General features: G+C 43.8%; 13 protein-coding genes and 1 pseudogene. 2 read left to right on the top strand and 12 right to left on the bottom strand.

From position 1 onward, the window contains the following. Positions 1-32 precede the first annotated feature (32 nt). The 8 genes and pseudogenes from ACQKCG_RS04575 to ACQKCG_RS04540 all read right to left on the bottom strand — a co-directional run bounded on the left by ACQKCG_RS04575 (position 33) and on the right by ACQKCG_RS04540 (position 9,643). Positions 33-293 carry a Txe/YoeB family addiction module toxin gene (locus ACQKCG_RS04575; RefSeq protein ID WP_427550897.1) on the bottom strand — a complete coding sequence of 87 codons (261 nt, stop codon included), beginning with the start codon at positions 291-293 and terminating at the stop codon, positions 33-35. A 104-nt stretch (positions 294-397) separates the two neighbouring features. Further along, positions 398-655, bottom strand: a pseudogene (locus ACQKCG_RS04570) (type II toxin-antitoxin system Phd/YefM family antitoxin); the annotation flags it as partial. Positions 656-865: 210 nt separating this feature from the next. Then, positions 866-3,499 (bottom strand): Fe/S-dependent 2-methylisocitrate dehydratase AcnD, encoded by a 2,634-nt coding sequence (gene acnD / locus ACQKCG_RS04565; protein ID WP_427550909.1) that lies wholly within the window; start codon positions 3,497-3,499, stop codon positions 866-868. Between the two features lie 297 nt (positions 3,500-3,796). Further along, positions 3,797-4,924 (bottom strand): bifunctional 2-methylcitrate synthase/citrate synthase, encoded by a 1,128-nt coding sequence (gene prpC / locus ACQKCG_RS04560; RefSeq protein WP_102090708.1) that lies wholly within the window; start codon positions 4,922-4,924, stop codon positions 3,797-3,799. A gap of 96 nt (positions 4,925-5,020) precedes the next feature. Then, positions 5,021-5,662 carry a DUF2059 domain-containing protein gene (locus tag ACQKCG_RS04555; protein ID WP_404693588.1) on the bottom strand — a complete coding sequence of 214 codons (642 nt, stop codon included), beginning with the start codon at positions 5,660-5,662 and terminating at the stop codon, positions 5,021-5,023. A gap of 100 nt (positions 5,663-5,762) precedes the next feature. Beyond that, entirely contained in the window at positions 5,763-6,656 is an 894-nt protein-coding gene (gene prpB, locus ACQKCG_RS04550) for a methylisocitrate lyase (RefSeq protein WP_114700000.1), read from the bottom strand. Between the two features lie 384 nt (positions 6,657-7,040). Continuing rightward, positions 7,041-8,327, bottom strand: coding sequence for an NRAMP family divalent metal transporter (locus tag ACQKCG_RS04545; protein WP_404693587.1), 1,287 nt, complete (start codon positions 8,325-8,327; stop codon positions 7,041-7,043). 284 nt (positions 8,328-8,611) lie between these two features. Continuing rightward, complete coding sequence (locus ACQKCG_RS04540) at positions 8,612-9,643, bottom strand: LysR family transcriptional regulator (RefSeq protein WP_296206942.1); 1,032 nt, start codon at positions 9,641-9,643, stop codon at positions 8,612-8,614. Between the two features lie 234 nt (positions 9,644-9,877). On the opposite strand from ACQKCG_RS04540, the gene ACQKCG_RS04535 reads away from it, so the two are divergent. Both ACQKCG_RS04535 and ACQKCG_RS04530 read left to right on the top strand, forming a co-directional pair. Beyond that, a complete protein-coding gene (locus ACQKCG_RS04535; protein ID WP_427550901.1) occupies positions 9,878-10,819 on the top strand; it encodes a hypothetical protein in 942 nt (313 codons plus the stop codon). A gap of 162 nt (positions 10,820-10,981) precedes the next feature. Then, positions 10,982-11,434, top strand: a complete 453-nt coding sequence (locus ACQKCG_RS04530; protein WP_404693584.1) for a hypothetical protein — start codon at positions 10,982-10,984, stop codon at positions 11,432-11,434. A gap of 259 nt (positions 11,435-11,693) precedes the next feature. On the opposite strand, the gene ACQKCG_RS04525 is transcribed toward ACQKCG_RS04530, so the two are convergent. From ACQKCG_RS04525 to ACQKCG_RS04510, 4 genes are all read right to left on the bottom strand, one after another. Further along, entirely contained in the window at positions 11,694-12,860 is a 1,167-nt protein-coding gene (locus ACQKCG_RS04525) for a TauD/TfdA family dioxygenase (RefSeq protein ID WP_427585200.1), read from the bottom strand. Between the two features lie 257 nt (positions 12,861-13,117). Beyond that, positions 13,118-15,898, bottom strand: a complete 2,781-nt coding sequence (gene ppc, locus ACQKCG_RS04520) for a phosphoenolpyruvate carboxylase (RefSeq protein WP_201570899.1) — start codon at positions 15,896-15,898, stop codon at positions 13,118-13,120. A 160-nt stretch (positions 15,899-16,058) separates the two neighbouring features. Continuing rightward, positions 16,059-17,516, bottom strand: a complete 1,458-nt coding sequence (locus tag ACQKCG_RS04515) for an alanine/glycine:cation symporter family protein (RefSeq protein WP_201570901.1) — start codon at positions 17,514-17,516, stop codon at positions 16,059-16,061. Between the two features lie 67 nt (positions 17,517-17,583). Beyond that, entirely contained in the window at positions 17,584-19,071 is a 1,488-nt protein-coding gene (locus ACQKCG_RS04510; RefSeq protein WP_201570902.1) for an aldehyde dehydrogenase, read from the bottom strand. Positions 19,072-19,079 lie beyond the last annotated feature (8 nt).

Below are 19,079 nucleotides of genomic sequence, written 5' to 3'. Positions count from 1 at the left end.
AGCAAGTAAACACGAACGACTAAGAACGCTCATTAATAATGATAGCGACAAGAGATAATCGTCAGATAATTATCATCGGCGGCATATACCAATCGATTGGCGTCATCGATGCGTCTTGACCAAAATCCAGATAGGTTTTCTTTTAAAGGTTCAGGTTTACCAATCCCTTCAAACGGATTACGCTTACAGTCGGTGATAAGTTTATTAATACGCTTAAGTGTTTTTTTGTCTTGCGTTTGCCAGTAAAGGTAGTCTTTCCACGCAGTGTCTGTCCATGCTAATTGCTCACTCATTGTTAGACCCTTTGGATTGATTGAAGCCTTTGAGTTTAAGCACTCTCAATATCGCTATCCGTGTGCTCATTGTCATCGTTGCTACCATCACTTTTATCACTACCTTCTGCTGTATCAATTAACTCACGTGTCACGGTCTTGCCAGCTTTATATTGGGCAATAGAGTCCGCTAAGTGCGCCGCATTGGCAGGAGATTTTAGCAGATAGACGGTTTCCATCAGGCTATTGTAGTAATCAAGTGACATCACAACGGCATCATCAGCGTCACGGCGGGTTACGATAGTGGCATTGGCATCATCGTTTACCGTATCTAGGACAGATTTTAGGTGCTTTCTGGCTTCTGAAAAACTAACGACTCTCATAGTTTACTCCTTTCATAATACGCTTCATGACTTGTACAATATATAGTACATACTACGCCATTAGTTAAGTAAACTCAATGTATAGCGTGCAAACCATGTTTTGAACTAAGCTTTAATATTAGCAAATAAAAGCCGACGTCATATAAGGTTATACAACATCGGCAACTTTTATTCTTTATTGCTTATCACACTAAAACCTACAGGATAGCCCTAGACGATATCTAACGTACCTTCGATAAACTCTTTAGCAAAGCGTTGTAGCATACCGCCAGCGTTGTACATTTTTACTTCATCAGCCGTATCTAAGCGGCAGATAATAGGCGTCTCAGTGGTACTACCATCGGTACGATGGATTACTAGAGTCATCAACCCGCCAGCCGAGACTTCACCTGTGACATCAAAGGTTTCCGTGCCATCGATATTTAGCGTATGACGAGTCACGCCTTCCTCGAACTGTAGCGGCAGCGCGCCCATGCCCACTAAGTTTTGACGATGAATACGCTCAAAGTCTTCAGCGACAACCGCTTCCACACCAGCGAGACGGACGCCTTTGGCCGCCCAGTCACGGCTTGAGCCTTGACCATAGCCATCACCTGCGATGATGATCAGCGGCTGCTCACGGTTCATGTAGGTCTCAATCGCTTCCCACATGCGCATGACTTGACCTTCTGGCTCAACACGCGCCAGTGAGCCTTGGATAACTTCACCATCTTCATCGCGTACCATCTCGTTCAATAGTTTAGGGTTGGCAAAGGTGGCACGTTGCGCGGTTAAATGGTCGCCGCGATGGGTCGCGTATGAGTTATAGTCTTCGGCAGGCAAGCCCATAGTGTCCAAATACTCGCCAGCTGCGGACGTACCAAGAATAGCATTTGATGGCGACATATGATCGGTTGTGATGTTATCACCTAATACGGCAAGCGGACGCATACCTTTTAGTTTGTTCATCGCTGCCATTTGACCTTCCCAATACGGCGGACGGCGAATATATGTGGTCATTTCACGCCAGTCATACAATGGGCTTAACGCTTTGCCCGTATCCTTTTTGGCCTCATCAAACATGGGGATATATACGGCATTAAACTGCTCAGGCTTAACAGCAGAAGCAACAATGGCATCCACTTCTTCGTCATCAAACCAGATGTCTTTTAGATACACATCATTGCCGTCTTGGTCTTTGCCCAACGAGTCTTTTTCAATATCAAAACGGATGTTACCAGCGATGGCATAAGCGATAACCAGTGGCGGCGATGCTAAAAATGCTTGCTTGGCATACGGATGGATACGACCGTCAAAGTTACGGTTACCAGATAGCACTGCCGTAGTGAACAAATCATTGTCGATGATTTCTTGCTCGATGTCAGGGTCAAGTGCACCGCTCATACCGTTACATGTCGTACAGGCAAAGCCAACCACGTCAAAGCCAATCTCTTGCAACTCTGGCATCAGGCCTGCTTCTTCTAAATACATTTTGACCGTTTTTGAGCCGGGTGCTAAGGATGACTTAACCCACGGTTTACGCAATAGTCCTTTGGCATTCGCGTTACGGGCAACTAAGCCTGCAGCTACCATGTTGCGAGGGTTTGAGGTATTGGTACAGCTGGTAATAGCAGCGATAATAACCGCGCCATCCGGCATCAGACCATCTTTAGGTTCAGGCAGTTTTTGATCAGGCGCGTGGGCGATGCCTTTGGCCACCAAATCATCGGTAGATACACGCGCATGGGGACGCGATGGGCCTGCCATGTTACGACCGACTGATGACAAATCAAACTCAAGGACGCGTGCGTATTCGGCTTTTTCCATGCCGTCAGCCCATAGGCCAGTTTGCTTGGCATACTGCTCAACCAATTTAATCTGTTCCTCAGAACGACCCGTCAGACGTAGATAGTCAATGGTTTGCTCATCGATATAGAACATCGCAGCAGTTGCGCCATATTCAGGCGTCATATTGGAGATAGAGGCGCGGTCACCGACACTTAGCTGGCGTGCACCGTCACCAAAGAATTCAATATAGGTAGAGACCACACCTGCATTACGTAAAAATTCCGTCATCGCCAGTACGAGATCCGTACCAGTAATGCCTTTTTGCAGTTTGCCTGTTAATTTAACACCCACATAATCAGGCAGGCGCATATATGACGGGTTGCCTAGCATGACGCTTTCGGCTTCTAGACCGCCAACACCGATTGAGATCACACCTAGGGCATCGACCATCGGCGTGTGACTATCCGTACCGACCAACGTATCGGCAAACGCGACTTCTTCACCGGCTTTATTGTGTACGACTTGTACAACAGGTGACATTTTCTCTAAGTTAATCTGATGCATGATGCCGTTACCAGGCGGTACGACGTTGACATTGTCAAAGGCATACTGGCACCAGTTGATAAAGTGAAAACGGTCATCGTTGCGGCGCTCTTCAATCGCGCGGTTTTTCTCAAACGCGTCGTCTTCGAAGCCTGCATGCTCAACGGCCAATGAATGGTCAACAATAAGCTGGGTTGGCACGATAGGGTTTACCTTGGACGGATCACCGCCTTGCTCAGCGATAGCATCACGTAGACCCGCCAAATCAACAAAGGCCGTCTGACCCAAGATATCATGACAAACGACGCGGGCAGGGTACCAAGGAAAGTCGAGGTCTTGCTTGCCTTCGATATGCTGCTTTAGCGCATCGGTCAGCTCTTCTGGTGGGCAACGGCGTACTAGGTTTTCACACAATACTTTTGAGCAGAATGGTAGTTTGTCATACGCGCCTGCTTCGATACTCTCGACGGCTTCGCGGGTGTCAAAGTAATAAAGGTCAGTACCGGGAAGTGGCTTCTTGAATTGTTCGTTCATTGGTTGTACTAGGGCGTTGTCCATAAGTCACCTTTGGCTGTTGGCTAATTATAATAAGTAGTTAAGCGTGGATATTGGGTAAAAATTCATTCCTTTAGCAAAATCATCGTTTGCTTTTGTAGGCTTTGCTAAAGAAGCGATATCGAAAATTAAAAGGGCGTGGTCTATAAAAAAGATAGCGTATGACGATTAAACCTGCAGAGATCATAGCAAGGCTCAATCATCATACCTGTATCAGCTAGCACTGCCGCTAGCTGATAGTAAGTACGTAACAATAGCTACTTAAAAGAAATCAACTTAACGCGCACTCATATCCGGTACTGGGCGCAGCTCTTCACCCGTGTATTCAGCACTTGGGCGAATGATACGGTTGTTAGCACGTTGCTCAAATACATGAGCTGCCCAACCAGTCAGACGTGAGCAGACAAAAATAGGTGTGAACAGTTTGGTTGGGATACCCATGAAGTGATAGGCTGATGCATGGAAAAAGTCAGCATTACAGAACAGTTTTTTCTCACGCCACATGACCTCTTCACAGCGTACTGACACTGGGTATAACACTTCATCACCAACATCAGCAGCTAGCTTCTCAGCCCAACCCTTAATCACAACGTTACGCGGGTCTGACTCGCTATAGATCGCATGACCAAAGCCCATGATTTTGTCTTTACGAGCCAGCATACCCATCATTTCTTCTTCAGCTTCATCAGGTGAGCTAAAGCCTTCAATCATATCCATCGCCGCTTCATTCGCTCCACCATGCAATGGACCGCGTAGTGAACCGATTGCACCAGTGATACAAGAATGAATGTCAGATAAGGTAGATGCACACACACGAGCGGTAAAGGTCGAAGCATTGAACTCATGCTCTGCATAAAGGATAAGCGAGACGTTCATTACTTTTTCGTGTAGCTCGTTTGGTTTTTCGCCTTTGAGCAAATGTAAGAAATGTCCGCCAATCGTGGCATCATCTGTATCGGTCTCGATACGTACATTGTCATGGGTAAAACGATACCAATAGTTGATAATCGATGGGAAGGCCGCTAGCATACGGTCAGTTTGATCGTTTTGCTGAGCAAAATCAGTTTCGGTCTCAAGGTTGCCAAGCATAGAGCAGCCCGTACGTAGCACGTCCATTGGATGCGCATCAGCTGGGATACGTTCAAGTACGTCTTTTAATGCTTGTGGTAAGCCACGCAAGCTTTTGAGTTTGGCTTGATAGGCATCAAGCTCACTTTGAGTAGGCAAGTTGCCGTATAACAGCAAATACGCCACTTCTTCAAAAATACATTTATCTGCCAGCTCTGATACATCATAACCGCGATAGGTCAGACCAGAGCCTGATTTGCCAACGGTAGATAAAGAGGTTTTACCAGCGACTTGTCCACGTAGACCTGCGCCTGAAAGTTCTTTTTGTGCTGCCATGTTTACATTCCTTTTGTTGGTAGCTTTTTTGAGTGAAAACGGTGTTTCTGATAATAAATTTATTGGTTAATGACTGACTATAGCGCCAGTTTAGCGTTATGCAGGCTGTTCAGGCTGTGGGCCGTCTAAATCGACCTTACAGCGCTCAAACTCAGCTTCAATAGGGCCATTTAAGACTTCCATTGCGCTGCCTTCGCCTTCTGCATTATTGATCTTCATATACTTGGCACCTAGTGGTGACTCCATAAATGTCTGAATTTCAGTCATTTCTTCTGGGGTAGGGTCAGCCATTGGCGTTGCCACCTCTTCGCCATTCATAACGCGCAATTGCTCATTGCCAAAAGCAAGTAATTTTTTACCCACATCCGACGTATAAAAGTCATCTAATTCTTTTAACTCTGCATCAGTAAACTGACTCTTATAAAAACGATCGACTTCCGCTTTACCCAAGTCTTTGTCACGTGACTCGAGGCAGCTGACTTGCTCTTCACTGAGCGCGCCGCTATTGATAATTGGTGCAAACAATAGGCTGTTGACGGTATCTAATGTAATCGTCGTCATGATCAAGTCATTTTGAGCATCAGTTTCGCTTTCGCTAACCACAGTCTCGCTCGTATCACTGGTAGTATCGTCGACGTTTTCTGGTGTTTTATCACAGCCTGTCATGAATAACAGCGCCGCAAGCGTGCTACTAAGTAGTGAGGATTTGACAACCGTATGAGCAGTAGAAAATGGCATAAATAACCTAAAGGTAAATGAAGACGGGTTTTGAAACGATAAAGCACACAGAGGTGGTTTATCGTTTCGGCGTTGCTACTTGGCAATTATTAGTTATTAACTACTTATTATCAGCAAATAGCTTGTCTAGTGTCTGCTCAAACTCATGATAGTTCAAGAAATCATAGAGCTCCATACGAGTCTGCATGGTATCAACGACTTTGTCTTGTGTACCATCATCTAACAAATGCTGATAAACGTTCAATGCTGCTTTGTTCATAGCGCGGAAAGCGGATAGTGGATATAGCACCATCTCGACACCCACACTATACAACTGATCAGTGGTATATAGATCTGTCTGACCAAACTCTGTCATGTTTGCCAGTACTGGAATATCGAGTACATCAGTGAACTTACGATACATCTCGATATCGGTCAGCGCTTCTGCAAAGATCATATCTGCGCCCGCTTCTTGGAAGGCAACGGCACGTTCAACAGCAGCGTCCAAACCTTCTACTGATAGGGCATCTGTACGAGCCATCACTACAAAGTCAGGGTCAGTTTTTGCGTCCAACGCCGCTTTTAGACGATCAACCATCTCTGAGATACTAACGATTTCTTTGTTGGGGCGATGACCACAACGTTTCTGCGCCACTTGGTCTTCGATATGTACTGCCGCGACGCCTGCTTTTTCCATTTTTCTGATAGTTTGAGCGATGTTAAATGCGCCACCAAAGCCCGTATCGATATCGACAAGCAGTGGGGTATCGACTGCATCAGTGATACGGCGAGCATCTTCTAGTACGTTATCAAGGCTGGTCATACCAAGATCAGGCAAGCCAAATGACGCATTGGCCACGCCAGCACCAGAGAGATACAACGCTTGATGACCAACTTGGGTCGCCATCATCGCTGTATAGGCATTGATAGCGCCTGCAATCTGTAATGGCTGGTTGTTATCATTTTTTTGAGTGAGAGCACTGCGAAAGCGCGCGCCTGCTGAAGATGAGGTCATATGATTGTCCTTACATGGAGGGAAAATATTCTAATTGTTGTAGCTGATTATACTCAATTATTCATGCCTGAAAAGTTTGAGTTCTCAATTAATATTTAATTTAAATAATAATTAAATGTAGTATATTTAATAGTATTTATAATTCAAATAGCATTATGCATTTATTGGTAATTTCCTATGATAAGTATTCATATTGCTTAAAATTACAGCTTTTAAAACCTTCTATTTTTTACATTTAGTTACAATTACTAAGTTTGCTAATTCATGATTACTGTTTTATTAATTTAACGACAATCATCAAAAAGCCCCAACAGCTAGGCTATTAGGGCTTATGTTTCGCTTAAATAAGATTGTTAAGTGCTGAGTCTTATAGTAAGCAAAAGCTTAAGCAAATAGACCTGCAAGATTGGCCAAGAACAATAATGCGAAGCCTGCCAAGAATATTAGACCCGCGATAGACAGAGCATTCATACCTGCTGACAGTTTCTTATGCTTTTTAACCAATGAGTAGTTTAACCAACCAAAAATAGGCGCAGAGACGAACGCCGATATCATGGCAAATTTAAGCATAGCGCCTAGTTGTCCTGTGAAGAAAGTGATAATTACTAGACCACCACCGATAGCATAGGTCGTCCAAAAAGCGATCTGCTTTTTATTGATTTCGCTTTCACCTTTTAGCAGGCGCCAGCATTCAGCATTAGCGCGTCCATAGCCATCAGCACAGGTGATGGTTGTGCCGAACATACACATAAAGGCGACGAAAGCGACCAGCAATTTCGACCATTCACCAATGGTTGCGGTATACATATTGATCAACTGGTTGATATAAGCACCGCCGACCAACTCAATCTCTTGTCCTGATCCGTACTGGACAAACACGCCTAACGATAAGAAGAACAAGGCCAATATCGCTGAGACTGCATAGCCAACGTTAAAATCTAACAAGCCTTGGCTATGCGTGGTGTGATCCGCTTTGACTTTGGCAGAGGTCCACATAGAGGTAATTGCAGCAAACTCAAGCGGTGCTGGCATCCAGCCCATGAGTGCTACGATGAATCCCAACGTGGCTAAATTCCAAGGAGAAGCCGCCACAAAATCTACTGCCATAACGGTTGGCTTGCCAGCTGCAATGATAACTGCAGCAACGGTAGCCGTGGTAAGCGCAATCATAATCCACTTAGTCACGCCATCGAGCAACTTATAATGCCCTGCAATCAAAAAGAACCAAGAGACCGCGACGATAATGAGAGATAACGCCATTGTCGACAGACCAAGTGAGGCTGGCAACATAAAGCCCAAAATTACGGCCGCAATAAGTGAAACCGCACCCGTACTAATAACCGCTGACAAGATAGAAAGAATAAAATATACCCAAAGATATACCTTTGAGCGTTTGGCATAGCCTGCAATCAAACTCTCGCCAGTATCGTAGACATAGTCAGTTGCAAAGCGAAAAAACGGATACTTAAACACGTTGGCCAATACAATCATAATAGCCAATTGCCAGCCATAGATAGCACCCGCCTGTGTTGATGAAATCAAATGCGAACCACCAATGGCAGCAGTCGCCATCAAAATGCCTGGGCCAAAGATGCGCCAGCTAAAGCCCTCTTGTTGCGAGGCAACGCTATCGTCAGGGGCACTTGGGTTGTTGAGTTGTTGTGTGGACATGAATACCTCGAAATGGTTAAAACAGCAAATTATCACTTACCTGTGTCAGCTTGCTAATGATCAGAAAAGAACGTCCTATAAATCGTCTAAATATAAAACGATTTACATCGTATCGACTTTATCACACCAACACTGTCTAGGAGAATGATTATTCTAGTTAGTATTACTATTTGTTTGCATTGCTATTCTTGTTAGTTAGCATACTTATAAAATAATATCAATATTTAAAATGAATTATTTTTGGCGGTTCTTTATAACACAATATTCATCGGATATCTGCCCATTTAGGCCTGTGACACAAAATTTTGCTGCCGATAAGTGATGCCGCGCTGTTCGTAGACGTGATAAATAGCTGTGAGCAAGTCAGGTATTTTGGGATGTACAAAGTCTTTGAGGGTGTGTAAATAAATAGGGGAGGTGACATTTTCATGAACCAAACGTTGGTAGCTGATCTGTTCCGTACGTACGGTTTGCAAACTGGCAGGCACCAATGTAATGCCTTCGCCTGCCGCGACCAGTCCCAATGCTACCTGCAAATCACTGACTGTCGTGGTCATAAAAGGTGAGATGCCATACTGGGCAAAAAGATGTAGTAAAGGCTCAGTAATAGGCTCGCTAGCGCTAGATGATGCTTCATGAGTAGCAGCACGGTTGACTCTATTTGTAGATAACTTGTCGCTCGATTGGGTTCCTGTCTCTGTCGTCACCGTGGACGATACTGGCAAATGTGTTTGATGATATAAAATTAAGCGATTGTTCGCTAGGTCTATCAAGCGCTGCTTACGTACATTGGCAAGCGGATGTGATTTTGGCAATGCCACCACGTAGCGTTCATGACGTAGCAGAATCTGCTGAATCCATGGGTCTTGATGGGCAAATCGGCCAAAACCAATATCAATCTCACCAGACTTGAGTGCATCTATTTGTTGATATGAGCTAATGTCTTTTAAATTAACGTCGATATCAGGGCTGAACTGTTTAAGCGTGGCAATGATTTCAGGCAATAGGCCATATAGTACTGAGGGCACAAAACCTATATTTAAAACGCTGCTGGGTGCTGATAGGCGCTGAGTCATACTGGTTACAGTATCAATCTCGGTCAGTATCGTGCTTATTTTATCGTAGAAAAAACTGCCCGCTTCAGTCAGATGTAGTGGTCTGTGGTAGCGATCAATAAGCACCACGCCCATGTCAGTCTCTAACTGTTTTAGCAAGCGACTCAGGCTCGGCTGTGACAGTCCTGTCTTGGTGGCGGCAGCGCTAAAGCTGCGCAAATCTGCAACCGCGATAAACGCATTAAGCTGTTTTAAATCCATACTATTGAGCCTGTCATAGTCTATGCTATCTCTACATAGAACAGTTCTTAAGATTGGTTTATCATATTATTTAGAATAGTTCTTATCAATATTAGCGCTATCCCATAAATTGTGCTTGAAGATAATAGGTCGAGCAACTATATTGTTGGCTAATAACACTGTTACACTATAGTAAGAAAATTCATTCTAGCAATCATTTAACACCAGTAGAGAAAACTGGTTTGGTATTATTCTATGAGCGACGAAAAAGAAGACGCTGGCACCGATTTTGAAGGAAAATTGGCTAGAATTATTGACCAAAAGTCGCGTAAGCGTAATAACAATGATATCTATGAACGCTTTATTAATCGAGTTCATGGTTCTGAAGAGAACGATCAGGCTGCGTTTGAAACACTAGAAAGTGCAAAGAACCTTGCCGCTTTCGAACCCTTGAGCACAGAAGAGTTGCAGCTGTTTGAAGATCAAAGCAGTGAACAAGAATTATTACTAGAAACAGAAAATGCTACAGCAGCAAACACCACCTCTAAAGCCTCAAATACAAGTACATTATTTGAAAATGTATCTGAAAATCATGTGCTGAATATCGCTAATGATAGCGACAGTATTAGTATTGATGTCAATGATGTCAGTTCAGATACAGAGGCCCCAGAATATATAGATCGCAACAATATAGATAGTAGTAATCAAACAGAGTCACCCTCTACGATTGACCATAGTGAATCTGTCATAACTGAGATATCAGATGATGATTCTTTAAACATCCCTTTAAAAATTGAGAATGTGTCTGAATCAGTTATCGAAGAGCCAGTCATAGACAATAAAGTGATCAAAAGCAAGAAACCATTCATAACAGTTGTGGCGATTGGTTTAATCGTATTGGTTGCTATTGCATTAATGCTTGTATTTTCAGGAGTCTTATCTACTTCTGCGGTTGATAGTATAGACAACAGCACTGATGTCAACGTAGAGACAGACAGTAAACCAGCCACTACTCAGCAAGATACTTTGGGCAACAATAGTCAGGACCTGCCAGCTGCTAATGAATTAGAGTCAACTTCTAAAGATCCTACACCAGAAGATGATGCCACTGTTATAGCTACTGAAGAAGCTGCTATAACTTATGAAGATTTTAGACAAGAGTCACAGACCACCTTATACCGCGAAACCAATGATTAAAGGATTTACGTTTTATACCATTTTTAACAGTTAGATAACCGTCTATCAATTTATTCGAGACGTTCGTACTAGAAATCGTTGCAATACAATATAAAATTCGTATCATTATGTAAAAGGCACGGTTATGTGCTATTAGTGATATGAATTAGACGGTACGTAACTATGAATGAATCAGAAAACGTGAATAATGATATCGAGCCAAAAAGCATCAGACCCCGTAGTCTTGTTTTTGCTATTATCAGTGTCATCTGTATTGTTCTAATATCTGCTTTCTATATGTCTAACCGTATTTCTTCCACGTTATCTCAAGCGTCGCCTACTAATAACGGTTTAACAGTCAGCAACATTACTAAAGAGGCTAATGCTAATCAGACTGTACAACAGTATTCGAATAGCCAAAACCAACCTAGCAGACCTATAGTGATTGACGGTCATGAGGATGACACCGCCCTTAGCTATCATGACTTCAAGCAAGAAGCGCAAAATGTACTATTTCGTGAGGAAGAACAGATCATACAAGCTAAATACAGTGCACATGGTATAACGCCTGCTGTCAGCGCTGCAGACTTTAAAATAGAAGCACATAAAACCTTATATCGTGAATCCAGTTATTAGGGCTGCTATTAGCACTATAAGATTATGATAACTATAAGTCAGTAAGTGAATAATATTAAGCCCCATTTCTCTTCTCTCATGTTTAGAGAGGAGAAATGGGGCTTTTTTTGTGGGCTCAGTGCTCCATGCTTTAGCTTGGTGTTATTTGTGAAAGGTCGTAAAGCTGCTTGATAGAGCGCTTGTATTTTTCATAAGGCAACATGAAGGGACGCAGCTTAGAGTCATCAACAGACACCGAGGCCAAGTACTGTGGGTCGTGTTAAGCCAGTTGCTTTTTGAGCGTTCGCAAACGGCTTTTGAACTCTGAGCGGTCAACATAACAGCCTTTGAGACGACGCTCACCGACGTTTTCATCAAATGCGTTACGCCCATGCAGGACTCGGCGATTATCAAAAACTACCATTTGACCCGCCGCTAATTTTAATTCAATCTTATAGCGACTGTCTTTTAGTCGAGCCATCAGCTCTCGATAAGCAAGATAGTAGTCGTACATAACATCACTTGGCAAATCAAAAACATCTGCAAGATGCGCGTTGTATTTGATTTCGACAATATTGCCAAAGTTGTCTAAATTGATGACGGGATGGTGCTCACGGATATCATGGGCAGTGTCATGAAAACGAAAGGGGATGGCATATTCGGCAAGCAAGCGAAAATACTCATGCTGCTCTTTTCGTAACCCTTCTAACACCTTTAATCCATCCACAAAAGTAGATTCGCCACCTATACTTTCATTACTCAAAAAATGCAAAAATTGATAGCCTGGAGGCAGTTCCTGATTTGGCAAGTCGGTATGCAAAGGTAATGAGAGCGAGGTATAAGCCAAATTAATAGGCGACTTCTCTGATATGACATCAAAGGTCATACCGAAATTAGTTTGCCGTAGATAATCGACTCGCATAGCGGTCTGTACGCCAGCATCAGAGTCATCTGGCATATTATCAATAATGGTAAGCCCATATTTATCCAGCGCACTCATCCACTCATATAAAGCACTGTCACTGGTCATGATACTCTGCTGGTCATACATGGGGATGTGGTCAATAAACGTGCCATCCCAACTTTCATAAGGACTGCTATGGTCCTTGGCCAATGCACTAGAATACCCAAACTCACGTAACCAACTCTGATCAAAGTGGCTGATATGTGCTTGTTCTGACCATTCAATCGTCAGCGTTGTGTCATTAAAAGAAACAGAAAGTGGATGGATATCTTTTGAGATACTCAGCAAATCAAAGCTACGCTCGCCAGTGTGCGGATGAAAAGCCGATGGGCAGTTATCACGCAGCCAGATATAGTGGTAGGTGCTGTCAATACCATCATTCCAGCGTATTTTAATAGCGCGGTCAATGAGCGCAACGGATTCTATTTGATAGTCAGTTGCTACGGCGATGTCTAGAGATGGTGTTGATTGAGGCGTTTCCATTGGAGCAGACCCTATATATACATGAAGTAAAAATATATTTTACGGTATCTTGTTCGGATCGGTTATTCAAACAATGAATTACGAATCACTTAATAGGCAATATCAATAAACGCAGTACTAAACTGCGATTGATATCTGGCGAGATATTTTTTGAAGGGTTTTGAATAATATTAAGGCTTCGCGAACGAAGCCTTAATATTTGCGACAATTGGTATAAGCTTTTTATTTATCCGAAAGCTAATTATCGAAAAGCTACCTTAACCAGTATTTCGTAACCCTGCAGCTAGCGCATTGATACTACGGATTAATGGATCTTCTACATTAAGGTCGCCATGTGCCGAATCGTTTGGGGTGTCCTGTTGTCTGGCACGCTTTAACAGCTCAATCTGGATATAGTTAATAGGATCTAGATAAGCGTCTCGCCACTGCAGGGATGAAGCAAGATTCTGCTGATTGGACAATAAAGAGTCTTGCTCAAGCAGAGAGTTTAATCCTGAATTGGTCAGCGCGTATTCATCGGTGACCGATGTCATGATTTTTTCGCGTAACGGCTCATCATCACACAGTTGGCTATAAGCCTCAGCGATATTCATATTGGCTTTGGTAAAGGCCATCTCGATATTACTGATAAATACGCTAAAGAAAGGCCAATGCTGATTCATCTCTTTCATCAATGCTTCGTCTTTTTTGACACTATCTAGCGCACTACCGACGCCATACCAAGCAGGTAAGGTAAAGCGTGCCAGTGACCAGCCAAATACCCAAGGAATCGCTCGCAAGGTGGTCTTACTTGGTAGGCCTTTTTTGCGATGGGCAGGACGTGAGCCAATGTTTAACAGAGATATTTCTTGTACTGGGGTCACCTCGGAATAGAATTTATAAAACCCTTCGGTACGATCGGTCAGCTCGCGATAACGCTGTTCGCCAGCATCTGCCAGCTGTGCAAACAGCGCTTCATACTCTGGCAACTCAGTCGGTTGCACCACAAACCTTGTTGAGCAGGCTTTGAGTGTACCTGTAATAGCCATGGTCAGCTCAAACACAGCGGTATCTGTATTGGCATACTTGGCATAGAGCACTTCGCCTTGTTCGGTTACTTTAATCTGCCCATGCAGCGTGCCTGCCGGCTGTGCAGCAATGGCTTTGTGTGTTGATCCACCACCACGGCTCACAGAGCCGCCTCGACCATGGAACAAGCGTGTTTTTATACCATATTGCTCAGCAATGTTATTAATGGTTTGCTGTGCACTATAAAGCTGCCATGCAGAGGTGATAATACCGCCGTCTTTTGATGAGTCTGAATAACCTAGCATAATCTCTTGCGTGTTATCCGTGTTCCGTAGCAGTCCACGATATAGTGGATTATCTAATACGGCAGGCAAGATTTTATCGATATTTTTGAGATCTTCGATGGTTTCGAACAACGGCGCAACTGGCAAATCAGCAGACAATTGACCTTCGTCATCAATTCTGCATAAGCCTGCAAACCGCATGAGCAGCAATACTTCTAGTAGCTGGCTAGCATTATTGGTCATCGAGATAACATAGCTACCAAAAGTAGCCTGTCCCACCAGTTTGCGTAGAGTGGCGACCGAATTCATCAGTGACAATTGTTCACGCGTTTTGTCTGTCAGGTTATCAGTATAGATAAGCGGCGTGCCTGGTTTTTCTAGCAAGCGCGTCAACCACTCTTGACGTTCGGTTTCACTTAGCGTCTGATAGTCAGGCAGGTTGGAGGCACTAGCAAAGATATCTGCAATCACTTCGCCATGGTATGACGACTCTTGACGGATATCGAGCGCGGCCAAATGAAAGCCGCACGTTTTGACCAAACGAATCACATCTAGTAGTAACCCATCGCTGTGTGCCGTATCGTGTGTATTGACACTTTGACGGATAATGCGCAGGTCTTCTAGTAATTCTTCTGGATTGGCATAGGCATCTTTTTCAGCCTCGATGTCCGTGCCTTTGCTTTGGATACGGCGATTGGTGGCTTTGACTTTAGTTAGGATGATAGAGAGCAGGCGACGATATGGCTCATTGCCATAGTCATCGAGGTTATAGTCAAACACACGCTGATCGAGCTCATCATAACTTTTGATTTTGGCATATACGTCAGGTGAAACGGTGACAATGGTGTCACTATGAATCAGCTGGCGCCGCAGCTTTTTGAGTAGCACCTGATAGTGACGCAGCACGGTATCAGCATGCATCAATACGGCAAGTTCTGTGGTCTCAAAAGTCACAAAAGGATTGCCATCTCTATCGCCGCCAATCCATGAACCAAAGCTCATAAATGCAGGCAGTGGATAGTCTGTGAGCTCTGGATAGATATCGACAATGGCTTTTTTGATATTACGATATACTTTAGGAATGGCATTGAATAAACTGGCATTAAAGTAATGCAAGCCATTGTTAATTTCATCATATACCAATGGCTTACGGGTGCGCACTTCATCAGACGACCATAATAGATCAATCGTTTGCGCCGTTTGCTCTTTGGCTTGTTCATAGGCAAAGCTGTTTTCAGACACGTTGTTTAAAGCGTCGCTATGCGTGAATAGACTTTGTAAGATATTCATCGTTGTACGCCGACGCGCTTCGGTAGGATGCGCCGTAAATACAGGTGTAAACTTCAGCTGATCAATCAGCTCTTGCATTTGAGCGGGCTCAATATTGCGTTCACGACACTCAAGTAAAGTACGACGAAATGATCCTTCCCAGCTTTGCTCAGATTGCATACGCAGCTCATGACGCTGCTCACGCAAATAATTCTCTTCGCTTAGATTGGCTAGGAAAAAATAGATAGAAAATCCGCGTATGACGTTTTTTAAGGTTTGATTATCCAAAGAAGCAATAAAATCGATAAGCTGCTGTTTATGTGCCTCATTCGGCTCACGACGCTGTTGAATAAAGCCTTTGCGCAGCGTCTCAATCGTATCTAGCGTCTGCTCACCAGATTGGCGAGAAATAGCATCACCTAATAATGAACCCAACAAGCTGGTACGTTTACGTAGTACGTTGTTATCTAGTGTCATCTTCAACCTTCCTATCAAATGAGTGGATACAATACTATGGTTATCTTATACGTAATATCCTTATGGTTTTTTGCAATTTAACATAAATAGGTGAGGCCTGCTTGATGTTGATAGCAACTTTTTTACTAGTAGATATTAGCAGACCTCTAATGCACTATTATTAAAGCAATTTTTTATGACCATGCTCATTGCTATATTCTATCCAAAAGTCCGCATTATCCACTCCAGCCTTTCTAGGGTCAAAGACAGGGTTTATACCTAATTTCATCTGCTCGTCGTAGTCTTTTAGAACTTTTAGAGCAACTTTACTTAGCAGCAAAATGGCAATGAAATTCAAGTAGCACATACTGCCAAACCCTATGTCACCTAACGCCCACATCATACCGATTGACTGGACACTACCCGTGAAACAAACGATTAAAAAGACCAGTTTGAGTACATGCTTGAGGATGGGGTAGCGCAGTTTATTGTCCAAATAGACCAACGTAGTTTCGGCAATATAGTAATAAGCAACCAAGCAGGTGAAGGCGAATAAGAAGATAGCAATCGCCACAAAGCCACTTCCATACTGGTTAAAGACAGTAGAGACAGCCGCTTGGGTAAATGCCGTGCCAGCTTCAATACCCGGCATATTATCAACTAGGGTTACACCTTCAGGGGTCACCACGTTATACATGCCAGTTGATAGAATCATTAGCGCTGTTGCCGTACAGACAAGCACCGTATCGATGTAGATAGAGAAGCTTTGCACTAAACCTTGTTTGGCAGGATGTGATACTTCGGCTGCCGCTGAGCTAAAGGTCGCCTCGCCAGCACCCGCAACGTTTGAGAAAACAGCACGGCGTACGCCCCAAGAGATAGCAGTTCCAACCATACCACCAAACACTGCATCCATGCCAAAAGCACTCTTAAAGATAAGTGCAAACATGGCAGGGATATTTTGAGCGTTAAATGCCAATACAATCACCATCATGAGAATATAACCGATTGCCATGACAGGTACGACTTTTCCTGCAAAATTAGCAATACGCTTTACACCGCCAAATATAATGATACCTAAGAGTACGACAAGGATAATTCCTGTTACAACAGGCGGTATGTTAAATGCTGTATTAAAAGAGTCCGCAATGGTATTGGCCTGAACGCCAGGCACTAACACGCCGTAAGATAGACAGGTCACGATAGCGACGATGATAGCAAAAGGTTTTAGCTTCAATCCTCTTTCAATATAGAACGGGGAGCCGCCACGATATTGATCACCGACCTTATGTTTGTATACCTGCGCTAAGGTCGACTCAATAAAAGCACTAGCACCACCTAACACACCCATGACAATCATCCAAAATACTGCCCCAGGGCCACCTGCTGCAATGGCTGTTGCAACCCCAGCAATATTACCCACACCAATACGTCCTGATAGCGCCATACAGAAAGCTTGGAAGGAGCTAATCCCAGCTGATGAGCTTTGTTTGTCGAACAACAGCCTAATCATTTCTTTGAAATAACGGATTTGTACGGCGCGAGTCATAATCGTAAAATATATGCCGACACCTAACGCAAGATAGACTAGGGCGTCACTCCAAATATACCCGACGATAGTATTGATGATATTTTCCATAACTTTACTTCCTTGTAATGTTTTTGGTTATGCTGACTTGGGCGTGGATAGCGGACAATGTCAGTTTTTAGTTCACCAACCAGATAGTTTTGGTTTGGGTATACTGGGACAACGCCTCTAAGCCATTGTCACGACCGCCGAAGCCAGATTGTTTATAGCCACCAAAAGGTGTCGTAATATCACCCTCAGAAAAACCATTAATCGAGACGGTACCAGCTTTAATAGCGGATGCCACGCGGAATGCGCGATGGATGTTTTGTGTATAAAAGGAAGCGGCAAGCCCATAATTACTCTGATTGGCGAGCTGAATAGCTTCCTCTTCGGTTTCAAAACTAGTGACAGCTAAAAGTGGACCAAAAACTTCTTCTTTAAACAGCGTCATGTCTGGGCTGACATTATCAAAGACGGTAGGCTCGATATACCAGCCACTACCGAGTTCATCGTGGATACGTCCACCTGCGATCAAACGAGCACCCTCCGTTTTTGCAGTATTGAGATGTGATATTACTTTCTCAAAATGCGCTTTTTCGATCATTGGGCCAATAGCGACCTCGGGGTCGTAAGGATGACCAACCTTCCAAGACTGAAGACCTTCTTTTAATAGTGTTAATAAGGCTTCTTTTTGACTAGAATGGACAAGTAGACGTGAACCACAGCTACAGTTTTCGCTCATATTCCAAAAGGCAGCGGATAAAATATGATCGATGGTTTGTTCATTGATAATGGCATCTGCAAAGACGATTTGAGGGCTTTTGCCACCACACTCTAAGACGACTTCCTTAAGGTTGCTTTGTGCAGAGTACTGTAGAAACAGTCGACCGACTTCGGTTGATCCTGTAAAAGAAACCATATCAACATCCATATGCTGACCGAGTGCCGCACCTACTTCTTCACCAAGCCCACAGACTAACTGCAACGCCGCTTTTGGCACGCCAGCCTCGTACGCCAATTGTGTTAATCGATATGCTGAGAGCGAAGTCAATTCAGCAGGTTTAACAATGACTGAATTGCCAGTTATTAATGCGGGTGCAACTTTCCATGCATACATTTGTGCTGGGAAGTTCCATGGTAGTACTGCACCCACTACACCGATAGGCTCTTGTACTACAAGGCCTAGTGCATCTGCGCCAGTAGGAGCAACCTTGCCAAAAACTTTATCAGCCGTTTCGGCGTACCATTCGAAGGTTTCAATCGTAGCGGGCAGGTCAGTGTTGAGACATTCCGTAATAGGCTTGCCTGCATCGACGCAATCTAAGGCAGCTAACTCATCCATATGCTCATGCATTAACTGACACCAACGCTGCATGATAGCTTTGCGCTCTGCAGGAGACATCCGTCGCCACTCACCCTGTTCAAAAGCGTCTCGGGCTGCCGCGACCGCCGTATTAACATCTTGCTGACTCCCATTAGCAATACTACCTATGCAGGTATTATCAATAGGGCTGTAGTTAGGGAGTGTTGTCTCGGATACTGGTGCTGTGGTATCTATTAAATGGCCTGCCCAAAGCTGTTGGTTGCTGGCGAGTTCGAAGACTTGTGCTGTGGTCATACTCATTAGATTGT

Origin of the sequence: Psychrobacter sp. NPDC078929, assembly GCF_050267985.1 — a bacterium.
Lineage (GTDB): Bacteria > Pseudomonadota > Gammaproteobacteria > Pseudomonadales > Moraxellaceae > Psychrobacter.
This window is presented reverse-complemented; position numbering and strand designations above follow the sequence as displayed.